The sequence below is a fragment of the Novosphingobium sp. PC22D genome (genome assembly GCF_002556635.1).
Lineage (GTDB): Bacteria > Pseudomonadota > Alphaproteobacteria > Sphingomonadales > Sphingomonadaceae > Novosphingobium.
Genome location: NZ_MWMO01000029.1, coordinates 1 through 17,242 on the forward strand (window position 1 = coordinate 1; position 17,242 = coordinate 17,242).

Genomic DNA, 17,242 nt, shown 5'->3' on the forward strand with positions numbered 1-17,242 from the left:
ATCAGCGCTGATCGTGATCGGCGCAACGAGACCTTCTGGCCGTTTTCCGCCGCTGCTTCCCGACCTAGGACGTTGTCGGACAAATCCGTGCGTTCGGCACACTGTCTGGTAACGTACGGGTCGCATCGAAGACAATCACGACCCCAAGCCTCGCAATCGATGAACGGGTCGCAAAGGCCCTCAAGCATGGCTGTCTTGCTCGCCGCGACGGCCTTTGCCAGGGTATATCTTGGCGCGCTCGGGCAAGCGCTCGGCTGGGCACGGAGATCGAGGACGAGAGGGGGTCTTTCGTCGGCCTTTCCCGTGCGCAGCAAGCGGGAGCGCACAGGGTCTCTCAGTCACCAGCAGCTTGCGGGTTTGGCTCGGCGATTTGTCCGACATACCAAGAATATCCCACCTCGTTATGATCTAGGTTGGTCCCATCCCTTGCCCGTTGCCGCGATCGGACCGAACCCAACCCAATGCCCGCTGAACCGGCCCATTTGCGGGATGAGCCGAGATGGTTGCAAGCCTAAGATATGGCCAACACGCTGGATGACCGCGAAAGTGTCGATGTCGTGACTGCAACGAGCTTCGCACCTTGGTCCGTTTGCCGGCCTGGAAGTGTCGACGACATCAGCGATCTCTAACGCCGCGGGAGCGCGACCCCCGCTCCCGCGGCGCTTTTTGGCCGGCCACTTGCCTCCGAGCGCCAGCCCTCACCTAAAACTCCGCTCCCCGCGCAGCGCAACCGGCGCTCGATGCAGACGATCTGCTTCATCCCTTCCGCGAGTATCGGGCGAAGGCCGCGCCAGGATAACGTTTCGCCGGATGTCCGCAGCCAAAGCTCCGATCCACGGCAAGCTGCCGTGCTGGCGAGAATCGGCGACGGTGTCCGAGCGTTTCGACGATATCGCGCCAAGGATGCGACCGTCATGGTAGATACTGCCCTTCACCTAGGTTCCTCGAATTGACACTCCGTCGATCCACTCATCGATATCGGTCTCGAGCCACGCCACGCAGCGCGGCCCGAGGTGTTTGGGCGTCGGGAAGGAACCCTCACTCATGCGTTTGTAAATCGTCGACCGTCTGATACCGACGCGATGCATGACCTCCGGGAGACGCAGCATCCGCGTCGGGCGATCACTGCTGGACGTCGGCGTGGCCGATACACTTTCTTCTGTCCTATCTTGCATGCGCACTCCTCAGAAGTTTACCGGCCCGCAATTCGCTATTTGACAAAGACCTGATACGGATCCTTCGCTGCGACCTCCTCGATGTGCTTGGCCAGAACCTTGGCGACGAGCCGCGAGGTCCCGAGCGCCCAACGCGGATTGAGTTCATCGGATCGAACGCCGATCGCGTCCTCCAGCGACCGTGGCAGCGAAACGATCAAGTGCTCAAGAAATGTCCCGGCATCGTCGCCCAGCCAACGCTCGGCGAGATCGTCATTCTCGTCGAGCAGGGCTAGCACGATCGGAAGACGCGTCGGCGCGTCGCTCGCGGCCAGGATCTGCCCTGCTTCATCCAGACTGATCGGACGCTCACCGCGCAGCGCCTTCAGGAACGTGGCTTTGTTCATGTCGACCTCGCGCGCGATCTCGCGGCGCGATCGGCGAGAGCGATCGACCGCCAGCGCAAGCAGCTTTGCGAGCCGCCCGTTCGCTCCCGGCGCAGTGATTGCAGGCATGTCCATGTCCATCCCATTACGCCTTTCATCTGGCGACTCGATCTATACGCCGCCCGATCTTCTACAGGAAGTAGGAAAGAACATTAAAAGAACATTTTTATGTGTATCGAGCGCCCGAATCATTCATGGAGCGGCCATGGCATCCGCGGAAGGTCGCATATATGGCCGATAATGCTTCGATATCTGGCCTAATTTTCCCCGGCGCATTTGTCAGGATCGCAAGCAACGTCCGCCTTCGTCCATAGAAAGCCGATCATCCGTTGTTCCTATTTTCATATTCTGGATTTGCGCCCAAGAAGATCAAACAGCGAACAAGAACTCGCTGCAACATCGATCTTCACGCGGAGCCATACACATGAAAGCACCCACCCTAACCCGCCGGTTTGGCCAGGCGACGAGCCTCGCCCTGCCCGCCATCGTGGCCGCGCTCGCGGCAAGCGCCGCCTACGCCGGCGCCGACGCCACCTTCGACCCGGCACTCACCAAGTTCACGGATTTCCTCGAAGGCTCGGGCGGCAAGATCATCACGGTGCTCAGCCTTGCAGGCGGGCTCATTGGCCTGGCTTCCGGGCGCTTCTCAATCGGACAGGTGGCAGTTCCGGTCGGCGTCGGCATCGGCGTGGGCACGGGCGTGCCGATCGTCACTTCGGTGGTGACCGCGGTCATCTGAGCGATCGGCACGGGAAGGCGGGGACAGCTCCCATGGCGGACAGGATCGTCATACCGCGCCGGCTCGACGATCCCGAGCTCATCGGGCTTTGGACGATCGACGAGTTTGCCGGGATGATCGTACCCTTCACCTGGGGAATCCTCGCGCAGCATATCTTCGTGGGCATCGCATTGGCCTTCGGCGCCTGGTTCGCGCTGCGAAAGGCGAAGGCAGGGCGTTCGAGCGCCTGGGTCCTCCGTGCCGCCTACTGGTATCTGCCTGCCGGGTTCACTTCGCTGAAGTCGACCCCGCCTTCCCACTGCCGGCTGCTGGCCGGCTGAAAGGAAGTACCGAGCTCATGGATTTCGTGCTCTCGCATGAGCGGCAGCAGGTCCTGCTGCGCCAGCGCAATACTTTCGCTCTGGCAAGCGCAGGTCTTGCGATCGCGCTCGCCGTCGCGTCCGGTTTTGCGGTCACCCGCAGCCGCGAGGTCGTTCTGCTTCCGACGGTCACCCGTCCACTCACGATCTCGAGCGCCGGAGTCGGAGCCGACTATCTCGAACTCGTCACGCGCGACACCGCGCTGATGCTGCTCAACCGCAGTCCCGAGGGGCTCGAATACTGGATGAGCCAGATCCTCGAGATCGCCGACCCTGCCGCGCGCGGACGCCTCAAGGCAGACCTGCTTGCGATCGTCGAGACGCAGCGCGGCTCGGACGTGACCCAGGCCTTCGTCATCAAGGCGATGCGTGTCGATCCCGAAACGCTCACTTCCGAAGTCACCGGAACGCTCAAGACCTTCGTGGGCGCACAGGTCATCGGCAGCGACGAACGCCGCTTCAGCTTCCACTGGACCTACCGGGGCCTCTCGCTCGCGCTCTCGGGTTTCGAGCAGGTCCAGGTCAACGACACGAACAAGGAGGGCTAGTCGATGCGATCCGCATTGCTCATCCATGTGTCAGCGATTGCCGCAGCGCTGCTCGCTGCGCCGGCGGCCAAAGCCGACCAGTTCAAGCAGGCCGCCGACGGTGCCGGCATCGATTGCGCGGTCTCGGCGCGCGAACTCACGCGTTTCGCGCTTGTCGGAGACATGTTCGCCAGCGTCTCGAAGATCTCGACGGGCTATCCTTACAACGATTTTGCAGTAACCAACGAACCGGTGCGCGGCGATATCTATGTTTCGGTGCCCGAGACTTTCGCAGCACGCTCGATCAGCTTCTTCGCGACCACGAAGAAGAGGTTCGTCTACAAGTTCGGCTGCCGGATCGAGGCGATCCCGGCCGCCCAAGTCTTCATCTCCAATCCTGCAATCGCCGCGAACGAAGCCGCCGATTTCGAGAATGCGGCCCCGCGCGAGGAGATCGCCGTGCGGCTGATCCGGGCGATGGCGAACCAGGAAAGCGTGCCCGGCTACACGCTGCGCCAGGCATCGGACGCCCCGCGCCGCGTCGAGGGTATCGAGGTGCGGCTGATCGCCGAATACTCGGGCGCCGACCTTGCCGGCAAGGTCATTCGCCTCGCCAATCGTTCGGGCAAGCCGGTCTTGCTCAAAGAGCGTGACATTGCGCCGAGAGGCACGCTGGCCGCCGCGATCACGACCCCCGAGCTCGCACCCGGCGAAGTCACCACCGCCTACATCGTGGGCGAGACGGGAGCGGCGCGCCATGACTGAGGCACAGACCCCCAATCGCCCGCAGCGCACAGATCCGGCCCGCGATCTCGCCTCGCTCAATGCCCGGACGGCGAAACGCCAGAAAATGCTGTTCGGGTCGATCGGAGCCGTCCTCGTGCTCGGAGCGGGCTGGTTCGTCCTCGGCGGCGAGGATGCCTCAAGCGAGAAGGACACCGGCGCGCAGACGATCGATACCGCCGGGCTTGTTAACCGCGACCTCGCCGACCGCGAATTCGTGACGATCTACGGCAATCGTCTCGATGCGGTGGCGCGAGAGCAGAAGGCGCTGCGCGAAGCCGCGCTGCCGCGCAAGGAAGTCGAGGATCAGCTGGCGGCGCTCAAGGCCGAGAATGCCGCGATGCGCAGCGACGGCCAGGCGGCGATCGATGCGATCTCGGCAGAGAACGCCGAACTGAAGTCGCAGCTTGCGGCACAAGCGGCAGCGCCCCCTGCCCCGACGCCGCCGCCACCTGCCTACGGCCCGCAAGCCGGTGGCTACGATGCGCGCGGCCATCCGCCGCGCGGTTCCGGAAAGGCGGGATCGACCGGTCCGAGTGAAAGCAGCGACGCGCTTCCCGGCCCCGGCGAGGTCAAGCTGCTCAATTTCGCGTCAGACAAGGCGGGTGCCGCAGGCATCCGCGCGCAACGCCCCGAAGTGCCGCCGTTGGTGGTCGAAGATTCGCCGGAATACCTGCCGCCCAACTCTTATGCACCGGCGCGCGTGATCGTCGGGGTCGATGCTTCGGCGGGTGTTGCGAGCCAGACCGATCCGCTGCCCGTGGTGCTGCGGATCACCGGCCCTGCCCGCTCGGTCGTCCAGAATGGCAAGGTGCTCACCACCCGGATTACGGGCTGCGTGGTCAATGGCGCAGCGCGCGGCGACCTCTCTTCGGAGAAGGTCTACGTGAAGCTCGCGCGCATGACGTGCGACCAGCCCGGCGGGCGCGTCGCGGTCTCCGAGGTAAAGGGCTTCATCTCGTTTGCCGGAAAGTCGGGCGTGCGCGGCCGTGTCGTCAGCCGCGAGGGCTCGCTCGTCAGCCAGGCGCTTCTCGCAGGCATCGTCGGCGGGTTCGGCCGCGGCTTTGCCGCCAATGCCAACAGCGTCTTTTCCGGGATCACGTCCAATGCCGATGGCACGCGCTCGAAGCTCTCGGGCGGCGATATCCTCGGCGGCGGGCTGGGACAGGGCGCGGCCGACACCGCCGAGACGGTCAGCAAATATCTCATCGAACGCGCCGAACAATATCAACCCGTCGTCGAGATGCCGACCGGCATCGATGTCGAGATCGTCTTTCTCGACGGCGTCTACGTGAGGACCGCCAAGTGACATCTCCCCTGATCCAGCGCGCGCGCAAGCAGGCGCGCCCGGCCGCCGCGCTTGCCGCTGTCCTTACCCTGTCTGCTGCCACCGGGTGGGCGGTTGCCGGGCTCGCTGCCCCGGCATCGCCCCTCCCCGCGATCGAGCAGGTCAAAGCCGCGCTCAAGCTGCGGCTTCCCAAAACGCCGATCGATGCGATCGACTGCGAGGATCTCGACGGTCTGTGCGAGGTCACCTCAAAGACGACACTGTTCTATGTCGATCGCGCGGCGCGCTATCTCGTCATCGGCCGGATCTACGACATGGAAAGCCGCCAGGACCTCACCGCGGCGAAACTCCTCGCGCTCAATCCCGATCTCCTGGCCGCGGGCGGCGCCCGGCGCACGGTATCGGACGAAGCGCAGCCTGCCCGCAAGTCGGCGCCTGCCAGGGTCGATCTGTCGGGCCTTCCGGCCAATGGCGCGGTGCTCTGGGGCCCGAAGGACGGCCCCAAGGCGGTGGTCTTCTCCGATTTCAAGTGCGGCTATTGCCGCAAGCTCGAAAAGGAGCTCGAAGCGATCGGCGCACGCGTCGAGGAGCGGCCGATCTCGATCTTCGGCGCCGAAAGCCGGCGGATTTCCGAGCAGGTCGTCTGCGCGAGCCATCCCGATACGGCGTTGCGCCTTGCCTACAGCGATGTCGCGCTCGTCAATCCCGGCCCGTGCGATACTAGCGGTCTCGATGCCAACGAGGCCTTCGCGAAGCGCCATGGCTTTTCAGGAACGCCGGTCGTGGTGCGCCCGTCGGACGGCGCGGTCCTCGAAGGCTTCCGCCCCGCAGCCGAGCTGCGCGCCTTCCTCACTGCCAGGCCCGACAAGGAGAAGTGATCATGTCCCGGACGTTCGCCCTTCCCGCCTGCGCGCTTCTGGCCGCGCTTACTGGCTGTGTTGGCCTTGGAGGCAACATGCGCGGCGATTTCACCTGCCGCGCGCCGAGGGGCGACTGCGCGCCGACCCGCGTGATCGACGAAAACGCCGCGCGGGAAATCGGCGCGGGCGAAGACAATGCGCTTGTGGGCGCACGCCGCCGCGCCGGAGTCGCACCCGGCGACCTCGCCCGGACCGGCGAGCGCGTCTTGCGTGTAGTCTTCCCCGCGCACGTCGATGCCAGCGGCACGCTGCATGACGAAGCGGTCGCCTGGACCGTCATCGAGCCCGCGCGCTGGGCCGCCGAGCTGCACCGCGAAGAAGATATTCGTGCGTCGTCGGTTGCGCAGACGCTGCGGCAAGCGCGCCGTGATGAGCCTGCCGATGAGCCCGACACCCAATTCCTGCCAACTCCGCCCTTCTCGATTGCCTCGCCGCTGGTCCTCCCCTCCACGGTGCGCGAGGCGGTGGCCGGTGCCTCGGCACCGGCGGTCGAGGGGTTCGACATGTCGTCACCCCCGCATGATCGAACCCCTCGGCCCCTTGTCGGACCAACCGACGTTGGAAGTCTCGGATCTGGCCTCGATCATGGGGCAGAGCGCGCGACCACGCCGCCCGCCTATCCCACTGCCGAAGCCATCGAGAACGCGCGGGCTCGGAGTGCAGGAACAGCCTCCGACATTACCGAGGAGCCTGGCTGATGGCGCTCTCGATCGGAACGCTGTGCAAGCGCGTGCTGGCAGGTCTCGCCGGCGATGCGGACTCGGCTGAAAACCCGCGACCGGCAATGACGCTCGACATGCTCTCGGACTGGCTTCCCTATAGGGTCTACGATCCGGCAAGCCGGATCTACCACAACGCGCGCTCGAAAGGCTTCGTACTCGCGGTCACGCCGCTCATCGGCGCCGACGAGCGCACCGGCGAAATCCTCGGACAGTTCTTTTCCGAAGGTCTGCCGCCCGGCGCCTGCCTGCAGATCCTGCATTTCGCGTCCCCGCGCATTTCACGGATCGTCTCGCCCTGGTTTGCGCCCCGCTACCTGCAGGGCGGGGTCTACGAGGCCATCGCCCGTCACCGTACGAGCCGGCTCTATTCGCTGGTGTGGCAATCGGGCGAGGAGAATGCGCCCTTCCATACTCGCCACCACCAGGTCGTGGTCTCGGTGAGCGTACCCGCCTCGCCTGAGTTGGCCGATGCCGAGCTGGTGCAGACCCGCGAAGGGCTCATCGCCATGCTGAAGTCGCTCAACCTCGGCGTCGGCGAGGTTGAGCCCGCCGCGCTCATCGCCCTGATCGACGACCTCACCTCGCCCACGACCGCGCCGCAGGACGATCACGTTCCCTACAATGCAATGGATCCGATCGCTTCGCAGGCGATCCGCCGCGATATAGAGCTCGTGGTTCACGAGGACCGGCTTCAGCTTGCGACCGAGCGGTTCCGTGCGACCGGCACGATCGAGGACGGCGTTCCCGAGTTCGGCGCGGTCTATCCCGACAGCTTCGATGTGCGCCATTTCGCGGTGCGCGCCATGCCGCCGCGCTGGGCGCCGTGGGAATGCGCGCGGCTGATCGGCGATCTCTTCACCGACAAGCTGCGCTTCCCCTGTCCTGCCGCGACCATGCTCTGCCTTGTCTATCCCGATCAGGAAGCCGCTTCGGCCAGGGCCGGCTTCAAGTTCATGCGTACGACGAGCCTTGCCGGCACGAAAAGCGCGCGTTTCCTGCCAAGGATCGCCGAGCAGTCGGCCGAATGGCAGCATGTCCAAGCCGAGCTGCAGGAAGGCCGCCGGCTCGTGCGCGTCTTCTACGGCGTCACGACCTATTCGCCGGCAGGCCAGGGCGACCGGCACGAGCGTGCGGTCAAATCGATCTACAAGGCGGCGGGCTGGGACCTTGCCGACGAGCGCTACCTCCAGATCCAGGGACTCCTCGCCGCGATGCCGATGACGCTGGCGGACGGACTGGCTGCCGACATGGAGCGGCTGAAGCGCCTTCGCACCCTACTTTCGACGACCGCAGCGAACATCGCGCCGATGCAGGGCGAGTACCTCGGCGGGCGCTTGCCGCACCTCCTCTTTGTCGGCCGGCGCGGCCAGCCCTTCTTCTGGTCGCCCTTCGAGAACGATGCGGGTAATCACAATGTCGCGATCTGCGGCAAGTCGGGCTCGGGCAAGTCCGTCCTGCTCCAGGAGATGTGCGCGGCATTGCGAGGTGCGGGCGCGCAGGTCGTCGTCATCGACGACGGCCGCAGCTTCGAGCATTCGGTCAAGCTCCAGGGCGGTCGTTTTGTCGAGTTCACCTTTGCTGCCGGGTTCTGCCTCAATCCCTTCTCGATGATCGATGCGCCGCGCGCTGTCGAGGACGAGGATTACCGGCTCGACTGCTTCGCGATGGTGAAGGCGATCGTCGGGCAGATGGCGCGCCACACCGCGCGGCTGTCCGACACCGAGCGTGGGCTGATCGACCAGGCGGTGAACGCGGTCTGGGACGCCCGGGCAAGCCAGGCCACCGTCACCGATGTGGCAGCCGCGTTGCGCGAGCTCGACAGTGGTTCGGCCAAGGACCTTGCAACCTCGCTTTCGCCTTTCGCGCGTGGCGGGACCTACGGCGCTTTCTTTGAGGGCCAGGCAAGCCTCGATCTGACCGCGGACTTCACTGTCTTTGAAATGTCCGACCTTGCAACGCGCGAGGAGCTCAAAAGCGTCGTCCTTTCAGCGATCATGTTCATGACCAGCCAGGCGATGACGCGCAGTCCGCGCTCGACGCGCAAGCTTCTCCTCATCGACGAGGCGTGGTCGATGCTGAAGGGCGGCTCGATGGGCGAGTTCGTCGAGACCTACGCGCGCACCTGCCGCAAGTACGGCGGCGCGCTTGCGACCGCGACCCAGTCATTGAACGACTACTACAAGTCGGACGGCGCGACCGCCGCGCTCGAAAACAGCGACTGGATGCTGATCCTCCAGCAGAAGCCCGAGACGATCGCCGATTTTCGCCGCGCCGAGCGGCTCGACATGGACGACCGCACCGAAACGCTGATCCGTTCGCTGAAGCGCTCGGGCACGGCCTATTCGGAAGTCTTCATCAAGGGCCCGGAGGTCGAGGCGATCGGTCGGCTCGTGCTCGACGACTACTCGGCGACGCTGTTTTCGAGCTCGCCCGAGACATTCGCAGCGATCGACGCCGAGATCGCGCGCGGACACCAGCTTGCCGATGCGATCGAACGCATCGCCTTTCCCCACACGACTGACACCTGATCCAGCAAGGAGGCCCGTTTCCCCATGTCACTCCACCTTGTCACGCCGCTCGACCGCATCGCCGACGAGGCACCCGACGAACCGCTGCTCGACATGCGCGCCTGGCGCCGCCGAAGCGCGGACCTTGCCTATATTCTCCTCAAGGCCGCCGGCTTTCTTGCCTCGGCCTACATGGTGACGCTCGGCTTTCCGCTGCTCGTCTTCCTCGTCGCTTCGGGCGGTAATCTCGAGATCATGTTCGGCCAGATCGCCAGCCTTGCCGGGCACTATGGCGCGGCATCGGCAGGAGCGCGCGCCGACTTCGCGCAGGGCGTAGTCCTCGGCCTGTTCGGGATCTCCAGTCTCGTCATGATCTGGCGGCTGCCGCGTTTTCTGGCCGAACTCGAGACCGGGCTGGCTTGGGGACACGAGGCATGAGGAACATCATGGCAACGCCTGCCCTGTGCCGCCAGGTCTTCGGCGTCCGTCTGACGATCTGGGGCGTTGCCCTCGCGCTCATCGCGGCCGGCACGTGGGCTGCCTGGACGACGCGGCAGGTGATCGCGCTGACAAAACGCGAGGTCGTGACGGTCCGGCTTTCGCAGATCATGGGCGATTTCGTGACGGCCGAAGCGCGCGCCGGACGCCCCGCCGACGAGACCAAACGCGCGACGCAGGCCTATCTGGCCGCGCTCGATGCCTCGGTGGACGCGCTTGGCCAGGACGGTCGCACCGTGCTCGTCGCCGAAGCGGTCGTAGCCGGGAGCGCCGAGGACGTGACCGAGACCGTGCGCCGCGACGTGGCGCGGCGCCTGGGAGCATTAACCGATGTGCGCCGCTGAACCGTCTTCCCCCGCAAGGCTACGCCCGGTCTGGCCGCGCCTTGCGCTTGCCGCCACGATCGGCGCCGGGGCGCTTGCCCTTGGCCAGCTCTCGGCCTTCGCGAAAGGTCACGCGCTGCTCGTCAATGCCAGCCCCTCGCTGCCGCACTGGGCGATCTGGCTCGAGCGCGGCCCTGTGCCGCGCCGCGGCGAGATCGTCCTGTTCGATCCGCCGCGCTCGGCGCTCCTCGAAGCGCATTTCGGGAAGGATCCCGCGCCCTTCGGCAAGCGCGTCTACGGAATGCCGGGCGATCTGGTGACACGGCAAGGAAACCGGTTCTTCGTCAATGGCCATCTGGTCGCCGTTGCCAAGCCGCGGACCCGGCGCGGCGAACCGCTGAGGGCGGGTCCGACCGGTCGCATCCCGGCGGGCTGCTACTTCGTCGCGACCGATCATCCCGAGGGGTTTGACAGCCGCTACGCCGCGATCGGGTGGATCTGCCGCGACCGCCTGATCGGCGTCGGGAGGTCGATCCTGTGACCTATATCTCTCCTGCCCTCGTACTCGGCGCGATCGTCGTTCTGGCGGCGCTGCCCTCCCCGGCCCCGGCGCGCGACTACGGCCGCCAGGGCGAAGTCTGGTCCGTCGCCGAGACCGATCTCCTTGCCCAGATCCACGGGAAGCTCGTGCAGCTGGAAAAGACCGGCGAAACCGCACGGCTCAACGCGCAGCTGAAGCGACGCACGATCGCGAGGGTCAACCGGCCGATCCCGGTGGCAGGGCTCACGCGCGCCGAGGCACCGCGCAAGTGGAGCTTCGATCCCACGATCACGGTGTCCGAGAACGTGGCTGACGACAAGGGCCGGCTGATCCTCGCGGCCGGAACCCGCGTCAATCCGCTCGACACCGTGCCGCTGCGCCATCCGCTCGTCTTTATCGATGGCGACGATCCCGAGCAGCTGGCCTGGGCAACGGCGCGAAACAAGCCGGCAGCCGCCAAGATCATCCTCGTCAAGGGCGCGCCGCTCGAACTGATGAAGGAGCGGCAACACCGCTTCTACTTCGACCAGGGCGGCAAGCTCGTCAGCCGCTTCGGCATCCGGGCGGTTCCCGCCGTGATCGAGCAGCAGGGGCGCGTGCTGACGGTGAGCGAAATCCCTTTTCCCCGGGCAAAGGGGAAGAGCTTGTGAGACGCTTTCCCTTGCGCACAATGCTGGCCGCGCTGCTGCTGGTCGCCGGTCTTGCCGGCGCGGCGCCCGCACGCGCCTCTGCGGGCCCGGGCCTGTGCACCGGCAAGTTCGTCAATCCGATCACCGACGTGTGCTGGTCGTGCCTTTTCCCGATCTCGATCGGTGCGCTCAGGATCTGGCCGGGCTCGCGCCCCGATCCCGGCAATCCGAGCCTGCCGGTGTGCCTGTGCGGGCTGCGTCCGGGCATCGCCATGGGATTCTGGGAGCCGGTGCGGCTCGCCGATGTCTCGATGAAGCCCTGGTGCTTCGTCAACCTTGGCGGGATGAAGCTCGACCCGGGCTTCGACATCGGTTTCAAGACGATCGCGGGGCCCTCGGCGGTGGGCGGCGCGAGCCAGTACAATTCGCAGTGGCACATCCACTGGTATGCCTACCCGCTCATCTACTGGATGGAGATCGTCACCGACTTCCTGTGCCTGGAATCAGGCTCGGTCGACATCCTCTACATCACCGAGATCGATCCGCTCTGGCAGGACAGCGAACTGACCGCGATCCTCAACCCCGAGGCCGTGCTCTTCGCCAATCCGCTCGCGCTCGCCGCGTGCGCCGCCGATTGCATTGCCGCGACCGCGCACCTGCCTTCGGACAAGCTCTTCTGGTGTGCGGGGTGCCAGGGCTCAATGTATCCGCTGAACGGCAATGTCTCAGCAACGATCGGTCACGTCCAGGCCTCGCGCCTCGCGCTCGCGCGCTTTGCCTACAAGCTCCACCGCGAACTGGTCGCCTGGGGAACGATGGGTTCGAAAGGGCTCTGCGGCAAATACCTGATGCCGCTGATGCGCAAGCAGCAATACCGCTTCCAGGCGACCAACCCCAATCCGCAGACGAGCGGGCGTTACGCGTGTGCGCCCATCGGCGCCTCGACGACCTTCCTATCCGCCGGCCAGATCTATCCCGCGATCGGCGAGGACATGGGCTACCTCGTGTGGCGCAAGCGCAATTGCTGCGCGCTATGAGACCGCTCATCCCCCTCCTGCTCGCGGCCGCTGCATGCGCCGGTCTTGCCGCCGCCGCGGGCGCGCAGATCGCTCTGCCCGAAGGCAGCACCGACCTCGACCTCGCGGCGATCCGCGCGCGCGCCGCCGAAGCAGCAGCCGATGCCGAGGCGTTGGCTCATGAAGCGCGCGCCCGCGCCGAAGCCGTTCGCAGCGAAGCCACAACAACGCGGGACGCCGGGCTCGAGCACGGCAGGCGCTATGCCAGCGAGGCGCGCGGCGCGCAGGAGCCAGACAACGACGCGCCAATCGATTTCGATGCCATGGTGGCCCACGCCGGCGAGGCCGCCCGCGCCGACCTTGGCCAAGCGCCGCGCTTCATCGCCTTTGCCAGCACCGCGATGCCCGCCGCTTCGCTGAAAGCCATGATCGGCGACGTCACCCGCGCGGGCGGGGTCGTAGTCTTTCGCGGCTTCCCGCAAGGAAGCGCCAGGGCCTTCGTCACCGCGCTTGCGAAAGTCGCCGAACCGGGCTCGACAATGGACGGCGTCGGCATCGATCCGCGCCTCTTCCGCGCGTTCCATATCGAAGCCGTACCGACTTACGTCGTCACCGCGACCGACTTTGACCTCTGCGACGGGTTCGACTGCCAGGCAGCCGCGCCGCCACATGACCGGATGAGTGGCAACGTCACCGCGCACTATGCGCTCGAGACGTTCGCGCGCGGCGGTGGTCCGGGGGCACGGCTTGCCGCCCAGCACCTCGATCGCCTCGAAGGAGCCCGGCCATGACGCGGCGCGTGCTTGCGGTCCTCGCCTTGCTACTCGCGGGCCCCGCGCTCGCCCAGTCGAGCACCGATGCGGCCAGAGCCGACGGCAAGGCCTTCGCCCGCGAAGCCGCGGCGGCCGCGCGCGCGGCGGCGACCACCGATCCCGACGATAACCGGCTTCCCCACTACACCGGCGATCCCGTGCAATCGGACTATTGGGGCGATCCCGACCGCATGAGCCGCGAAGCTGCGAGCGCTGCGAGCGGTAACGAGGCCTACCGCGCCATGCGCGATTCGATGGACCGGCGCGCACGCTTCGAGGCGGACGAGCTCGATGCGGTGATCGCGCGATCGGAAACGATCAGCGAGGATCCACTCGCTTACACCAGCGGGATGAGCGTGACCGGAACCGAAGGACGCTGTGTTCCCCTGCCGCCGGGCAGCGCTTCGCCAGGCACATACCAGGCCACCTGCAACACCGGCTACGAGCTCGAAAGCGAACCGCGCAGCTGCACGATCCCGCTCGGGGTCGAGGTCGAGACGCAAACCGACTTCCTCTATTACTGCTCGCCCTTCGGCTCGGACGAATATCCCGATTGCGCAGGGCTGCCCTCGGGCACCTGCGCACGCACCGGCTCGCATCCCGGTGCTTGCCTGCAATGGTCCGCCAATCCCGATGGGACGCAGTGGTGCTCCGAACCCGGCGATCCGGTCCACGAATACACGTGCTCGCAGCAGATCCCGGGATGGACCGCCGAGATGGCCATTCCCCGTCACACGGTGACGACACACCGCGACGAAAGCGCGTGCACCGACCTTGCCGCCAACACAATGTGCCTCGATCCCGTCGAGACCTGCAGCGACAGCGCGCCGGAGACCCGGCTCATCGATGGCGTTGCGGTGACCCAGCCCTGCTGGGCCTGGACGCGGGACTACACCTGCTATCGCTACAAGCCCGCGAACGACTGCGGCCCCTTGGCGGCTCGCGAGGACTGCCACCAGGTTTCCGAGCAGTGCATCACCGAGGAAGAGCCCTGCCGCACCTTCGAGCGCGTCTACGAGTGCCCGCTCCCCGAAGAGCTCAAGCCGGTCGACCAGTACATCTGCGACGGTGATGTCTACTGCATCGACGGCAGCTGCGAGACGATCGAACGCCAGGCGAATACCGAGTTCAAGGATGCGGTCACCGCGCTGCATTCGCTCGCGCAGGCGAACCGCGAGTTTGATGAGGATACGCTTACCCTGTTCAAGGGCGAGCGCGAGACCTGCCATTCCAAGGTCTTTGGCGTGATCAACTGCTGCAAGGGCAAGGGTTTCCCGCTGATCCCGGGGATCAGTCTGCTCGTGGCATTGGGCTGCAACCGCGAGGAGATCCTGCTCCACCAGCGCGATGCGCAGGGCCTGTGTGCGTATGTGGGGACTTACTGCTCGGACAAGATCCTCGGCGTCTGCGTCACCAAGAAGAAGGTTTACTGCTGCTTTGAATCGAAGCTCACCCGGATCATCCAGGAGCAGGGCCGCGCGCAGCTCGGCAAGCCCTGGGCAAAGCCCAAGCGCGAGCAGTGCGCGGGCTTTACCGTCGAGGAATTCGCGCAGCTTGATCTGAGCCGGATGGACTTTTCCGAAGTCTATGCCGAGTTCACCGACGCCGCCCGGCTTCCCGACGAACTGGAGGCCGCAACCCAGATCCAGCAGAAGATCGAGGATTACTATGCCCGTGCCGGCACGTGATCGCGCGCGCGCCGCAAGGCGCGCAACGCTTGGCCTATCGCTCGCCCTTTCGCTCACCCTGGCCTTGCCTTGGTCGGCATCCCCGGCGCGAGCCGGGGATGCGCCCTTCGTCGAGACGGACGACGGATCGGACGCCTTCTACTGCGAGGAGCGGCAGCTCGGGTACTGGTTCTACTGCGGCAAGCCGGCGCCGCCCGAAAACACATCGGTCACCGAGGCCACGCCGGAGCAAACCGCGGCCGAACGGCTCGAGGCCGTGACCGGCGAACTGCGCGAACTGAAGGCGCGCGCGATCCTCGAGCCGACGCCCGCCAATGTCACCGCCTACATCCGCTTCCAGCGCGAACAGCTCGACCGCGCCTCGCTGTTCTCCGACGTGTGGCAACGCGCGATCTGGCAAGATCCCGATCTCGACTACACGCTGCAACGGCCGGTCTCGACGCTCGGCAAGCGCCAGTGGCAGGATGCGAGGAGCGCCGAGCGCGATGCGACGATGGCGCACCTGTCCGAGCGTTACGGGCTTTTCTATTTCTTCGCGCAGAGCTGCGGTGCCTGCCAGGTGATGAGCCCCATCGTGAAGAGCGTCGCGGCGACCTGGCACATCACCGTGCGCGCGGTCTCGACCGACGGCGGACCGAGCGAGCAATTCCCAAGCTATTCGGTCGAGACCAACCAGCGCAGCCGCATGGGGCTCGAACCCAGGGTCACCCCCGCGGTCGTGCTCTGGGACGCGGCGACCTCGCGCGCACTGCCGATCGGCTACGGCGTCATGTCGGCCGACGAGCTTCAGGACCGCATCTATCTCCTCACATCGAAGGACGCCGGCCGTGACTTTTAGGTTCCCGCACGCGCTCGCCGCGCTTGCCGCGCTTGCCCTGCCGATGAGCCCGGCGCTTGCAGATGTCGGCTCGTCGATGGACGCGTTTCTCGATGACGTGGGCGGAGCGGCCAATGTCACCGGGCCGAGCGCCTACCAGGGCCAGTCGGCGGGCTACTACAGCCTGGGCAACGTCTGGACGCGTTTCCCGCAGAAGACGACCAACCTCGCCAATCTCCAGCTGCCACGCGCGCGGGCGGGCTGCGGCGGCATCGACATCTTTGCCGGCTCGTTCAGTTTCATCAACGCGAGCGAGATCGTCGCGATGCTGAAGGCGGTCGCCAACAATGCGGTCGGCTTTGCCTTCAGCCTCGCGATCGACACCGTCTGCCCCGAATGCTCGAAGATCATGCAGGAATTCTCGCAAAAGGCGCAGCTCATGAACAACCTCAGCATCAACTCCTGCGAAATGGCGCAGGGGCTGGTGGGCGGGATCTGGCCCAAGGGCGACCTTGCCGACAAGGCGATCTGCGAGGCGATCGGCAATTCCGAAGGCATCTTCACCGACTATGCCGCGGCCAAGCACGGTTGCGGCACGAAAGGTGAGCGCGCGAGCACCACCGCGAAGGGCGCAGGCAAATACGACGACGTCAATCCGGGTGTGCCGAGAAACTACACCTGGACGATCCTCAAGAAGAGCGCGTTCTTCTCGCCCGGCGGCACGTTCGACGAGGAACTGGCCGAATACGCAATGACGCTGATCGGCACGATCATCTACATTCCGCCAAGGGATGATGATCCCGGCAAGTTTGTTCCGATCGCGGGCGAGGCCTCCTCGACGATCGTCACCTCGCTGCTCGACGGCACCGTCGCCGAGCGCGTGCTCATCTTCGACTGCGACGAGCCCGACAAGTGCCTCGATCCCGGCTTCCAGCCGCTCAGCCTGTCGCCATCGAAGGCGCTGCGCCCGCGCGTCGCCGAGCTGATCGACGGCATGATCCAGGCGATCCATGACGATACGCCGATCACCGAGGGCCAGAAGGAACTGCTCCAGGTCTCCTCGATCCCGCTTTACAAGATCCTGACCGTCCAGGCCGCCTATGGCCGCGGCATGCCGACCGACGATCGCGAGACGCTCGCCGAGATCGCTAGCGTCGACCTGCTCTTCGCGCTGCTCGACCGGATCGTGGGCGAAGCGGGCCGGTCGATGTCGAGCTTCATCGGCGCCGACGAAGCCAAGATCGCGATGTGGCAAGGCCAGGTGAACGCTGTGAAGCAGGCGCTGGCGGACCGGCAGGCCAACACGCACCTGCGGGTGAGCGCGATCATGCAGATCATCGAGAAGACCCAGTTCATCGAGAACGTGCTCGCGACCTCGATGTCGCCGGGCATGTCCGCCTCGCTTGACTGGTCGCGGGCGGTGACGACGCGCGCGCTCACGCACTGATCCTCCCCGACGAAACGAAGGAGCAC

The 17,242-nt window shown here is 65.8% G+C and carries 19 protein-coding genes; 17 read left to right on the forward strand and 2 right to left on the reverse strand.

Features of this window, described 5'->3' with window-relative positions; all coding sequences use genetic code 11:
• Positions 1–935: 935 nt before the first annotated feature.
• Together B2G71_RS22630 and B2G71_RS22635 are read right to left on the reverse strand one after the other, a co-directional pair.
• Complete coding sequence (locus B2G71_RS22630; RefSeq protein WP_098108926.1) at positions 936–1,175, reverse strand: AlpA family transcriptional regulator; 240 nt, start codon at positions 1,173–1,175, stop codon at positions 936–938.
• Between the two features lie 35 nt (positions 1,176–1,210).
• Positions 1,211–1,681, reverse strand: a complete 471-nt coding sequence (locus B2G71_RS22635) for a transcriptional regulator (protein ID WP_098108927.1) — start codon at positions 1,679–1,681, stop codon at positions 1,211–1,213.
• A gap of 343 nt (positions 1,682–2,024) precedes the next feature.
• Here B2G71_RS22635 and B2G71_RS22640 point away from each other — a divergent pair, with 343 nt between their 5' ends.
• Genes B2G71_RS22640 through B2G71_RS22720 form a run of 17 tightly spaced genes read left to right on the forward strand, consistent with a single transcriptional unit; the run spans position 2,025 to position 17,216 of the window.
• Entirely contained in the window at positions 2,025–2,339 is a 315-nt protein-coding gene (locus B2G71_RS22640) for a TrbC/VirB2 family protein (RefSeq protein WP_098108928.1), read from the forward strand.
• Positions 2,340–2,371: 32 nt separating this feature from the next.
• Complete coding sequence (gene traL / locus B2G71_RS22645) at positions 2,372–2,659, forward strand: type IV conjugative transfer system protein TraL (protein ID WP_098108929.1); 288 nt, start codon at positions 2,372–2,374, stop codon at positions 2,657–2,659.
• A gap of 17 nt (positions 2,660–2,676) precedes the next feature.
• The gene (locus B2G71_RS22650) at positions 2,677–3,246 is read left to right on the forward strand and encodes a type IV conjugative transfer system protein TraE (RefSeq protein WP_098108930.1); all 570 of its coding nucleotides are present in this window, start codon (positions 2,677–2,679) and stop codon (positions 3,244–3,246) included.
• 3 nt (positions 3,247–3,249) lie between these two features.
• Complete coding sequence (locus tag B2G71_RS22655) at positions 3,250–3,990, forward strand: type-F conjugative transfer system secretin TraK (protein ID WP_098108931.1); 741 nt, start codon at positions 3,250–3,252, stop codon at positions 3,988–3,990.
• On the forward strand, positions 3,983–5,317 hold the full coding sequence (locus tag B2G71_RS22660; RefSeq protein ID WP_098108932.1) for a TrbI/VirB10 family protein: 1,335 nt from the start codon (positions 3,983–3,985) through the stop codon (positions 5,315–5,317). Before B2G71_RS22655 ends, B2G71_RS22660 begins: the two co-directional genes overlap by 8 nt.
• Positions 5,314–6,174, forward strand: coding sequence for a DsbC family protein (locus tag B2G71_RS22665; RefSeq protein ID WP_206049490.1), 861 nt, complete (start codon positions 5,314–5,316; stop codon positions 6,172–6,174). The genes B2G71_RS22660 and B2G71_RS22665 overlap by 4 nt, the downstream gene beginning before the upstream one ends.
• 2 nt (positions 6,175–6,176) lie before the next feature.
• Complete coding sequence (locus B2G71_RS22670; protein WP_098108933.1) at positions 6,177–6,914, forward strand: TraV family lipoprotein; 738 nt, start codon at positions 6,177–6,179, stop codon at positions 6,912–6,914.
• Positions 6,914–9,466, forward strand: a complete 2,553-nt coding sequence (gene traC, locus B2G71_RS22675) for a type IV secretion system protein TraC (protein ID WP_098108934.1) — start codon at positions 6,914–6,916, stop codon at positions 9,464–9,466. Before B2G71_RS22670 ends, traC begins: the two co-directional genes overlap by 1 nt.
• Positions 9,467–9,490: 24 nt before the next feature.
• On the forward strand, positions 9,491–9,883 hold the full coding sequence (locus B2G71_RS22680) for a hypothetical protein (RefSeq protein ID WP_098108935.1): 393 nt from the start codon (positions 9,491–9,493) through the stop codon (positions 9,881–9,883).
• Positions 9,884–9,891: 8 nt separating this feature from the next.
• Positions 9,892–10,287 (forward strand): TrbI F-type domain-containing protein, encoded by a 396-nt coding sequence (locus B2G71_RS22685; RefSeq protein ID WP_240530313.1) that lies wholly within the window; start codon positions 9,892–9,894, stop codon positions 10,285–10,287.
• On the forward strand, positions 10,274–10,807 hold the full coding sequence (locus B2G71_RS22690) for a S26 family signal peptidase (RefSeq protein ID WP_098108937.1): 534 nt from the start codon (positions 10,274–10,276) through the stop codon (positions 10,805–10,807). The genes B2G71_RS22685 and B2G71_RS22690 overlap by 14 nt, the downstream gene beginning before the upstream one ends.
• A gap of 5 nt (positions 10,808–10,812) precedes the next feature.
• Positions 10,813–11,457 carry a type-F conjugative transfer system protein TraW gene (gene traW, locus B2G71_RS22695; RefSeq protein WP_098108954.1) on the forward strand — a complete coding sequence of 215 codons (645 nt, stop codon included), beginning with the start codon at positions 10,813–10,815 and terminating at the stop codon, positions 11,455–11,457.
• Positions 11,458–11,477: 20 nt separating this feature from the next.
• Entirely contained in the window at positions 11,478–12,473 is a 996-nt protein-coding gene (gene traU / locus B2G71_RS22700; RefSeq protein WP_098108938.1) for a conjugal transfer pilus assembly protein TraU, read from the forward strand.
• On the forward strand, positions 12,470–13,243 hold the full coding sequence (gene trbC / locus B2G71_RS22705) for a type-F conjugative transfer system pilin assembly protein TrbC (protein WP_098108939.1): 774 nt from the start codon (positions 12,470–12,472) through the stop codon (positions 13,241–13,243). Before traU ends, trbC begins: the two co-directional genes overlap by 4 nt.
• Positions 13,240–14,952 carry a conjugal transfer protein TraN gene (locus tag B2G71_RS22710; RefSeq protein ID WP_098108940.1) on the forward strand — a complete coding sequence of 571 codons (1,713 nt, stop codon included), beginning with the start codon at positions 13,240–13,242 and terminating at the stop codon, positions 14,950–14,952. The genes trbC and B2G71_RS22710 overlap by 4 nt, the downstream gene beginning before the upstream one ends.
• A complete protein-coding gene (locus tag B2G71_RS22715; RefSeq protein WP_098108941.1) occupies positions 14,933–15,790 on the forward strand; it encodes a conjugal transfer protein TraF in 858 nt (285 codons plus the stop codon). Before B2G71_RS22710 ends, B2G71_RS22715 begins: the two co-directional genes overlap by 20 nt.
• A gap of 43 nt (positions 15,791–15,833) precedes the next feature.
• The gene (locus B2G71_RS22720) at positions 15,834–17,216 is read left to right on the forward strand and encodes a conjugal transfer protein TraH (protein ID WP_098108942.1); all 1,383 of its coding nucleotides are present in this window, start codon (positions 15,834–15,836) and stop codon (positions 17,214–17,216) included.
• Positions 17,217–17,242 lie beyond the last annotated feature (26 nt).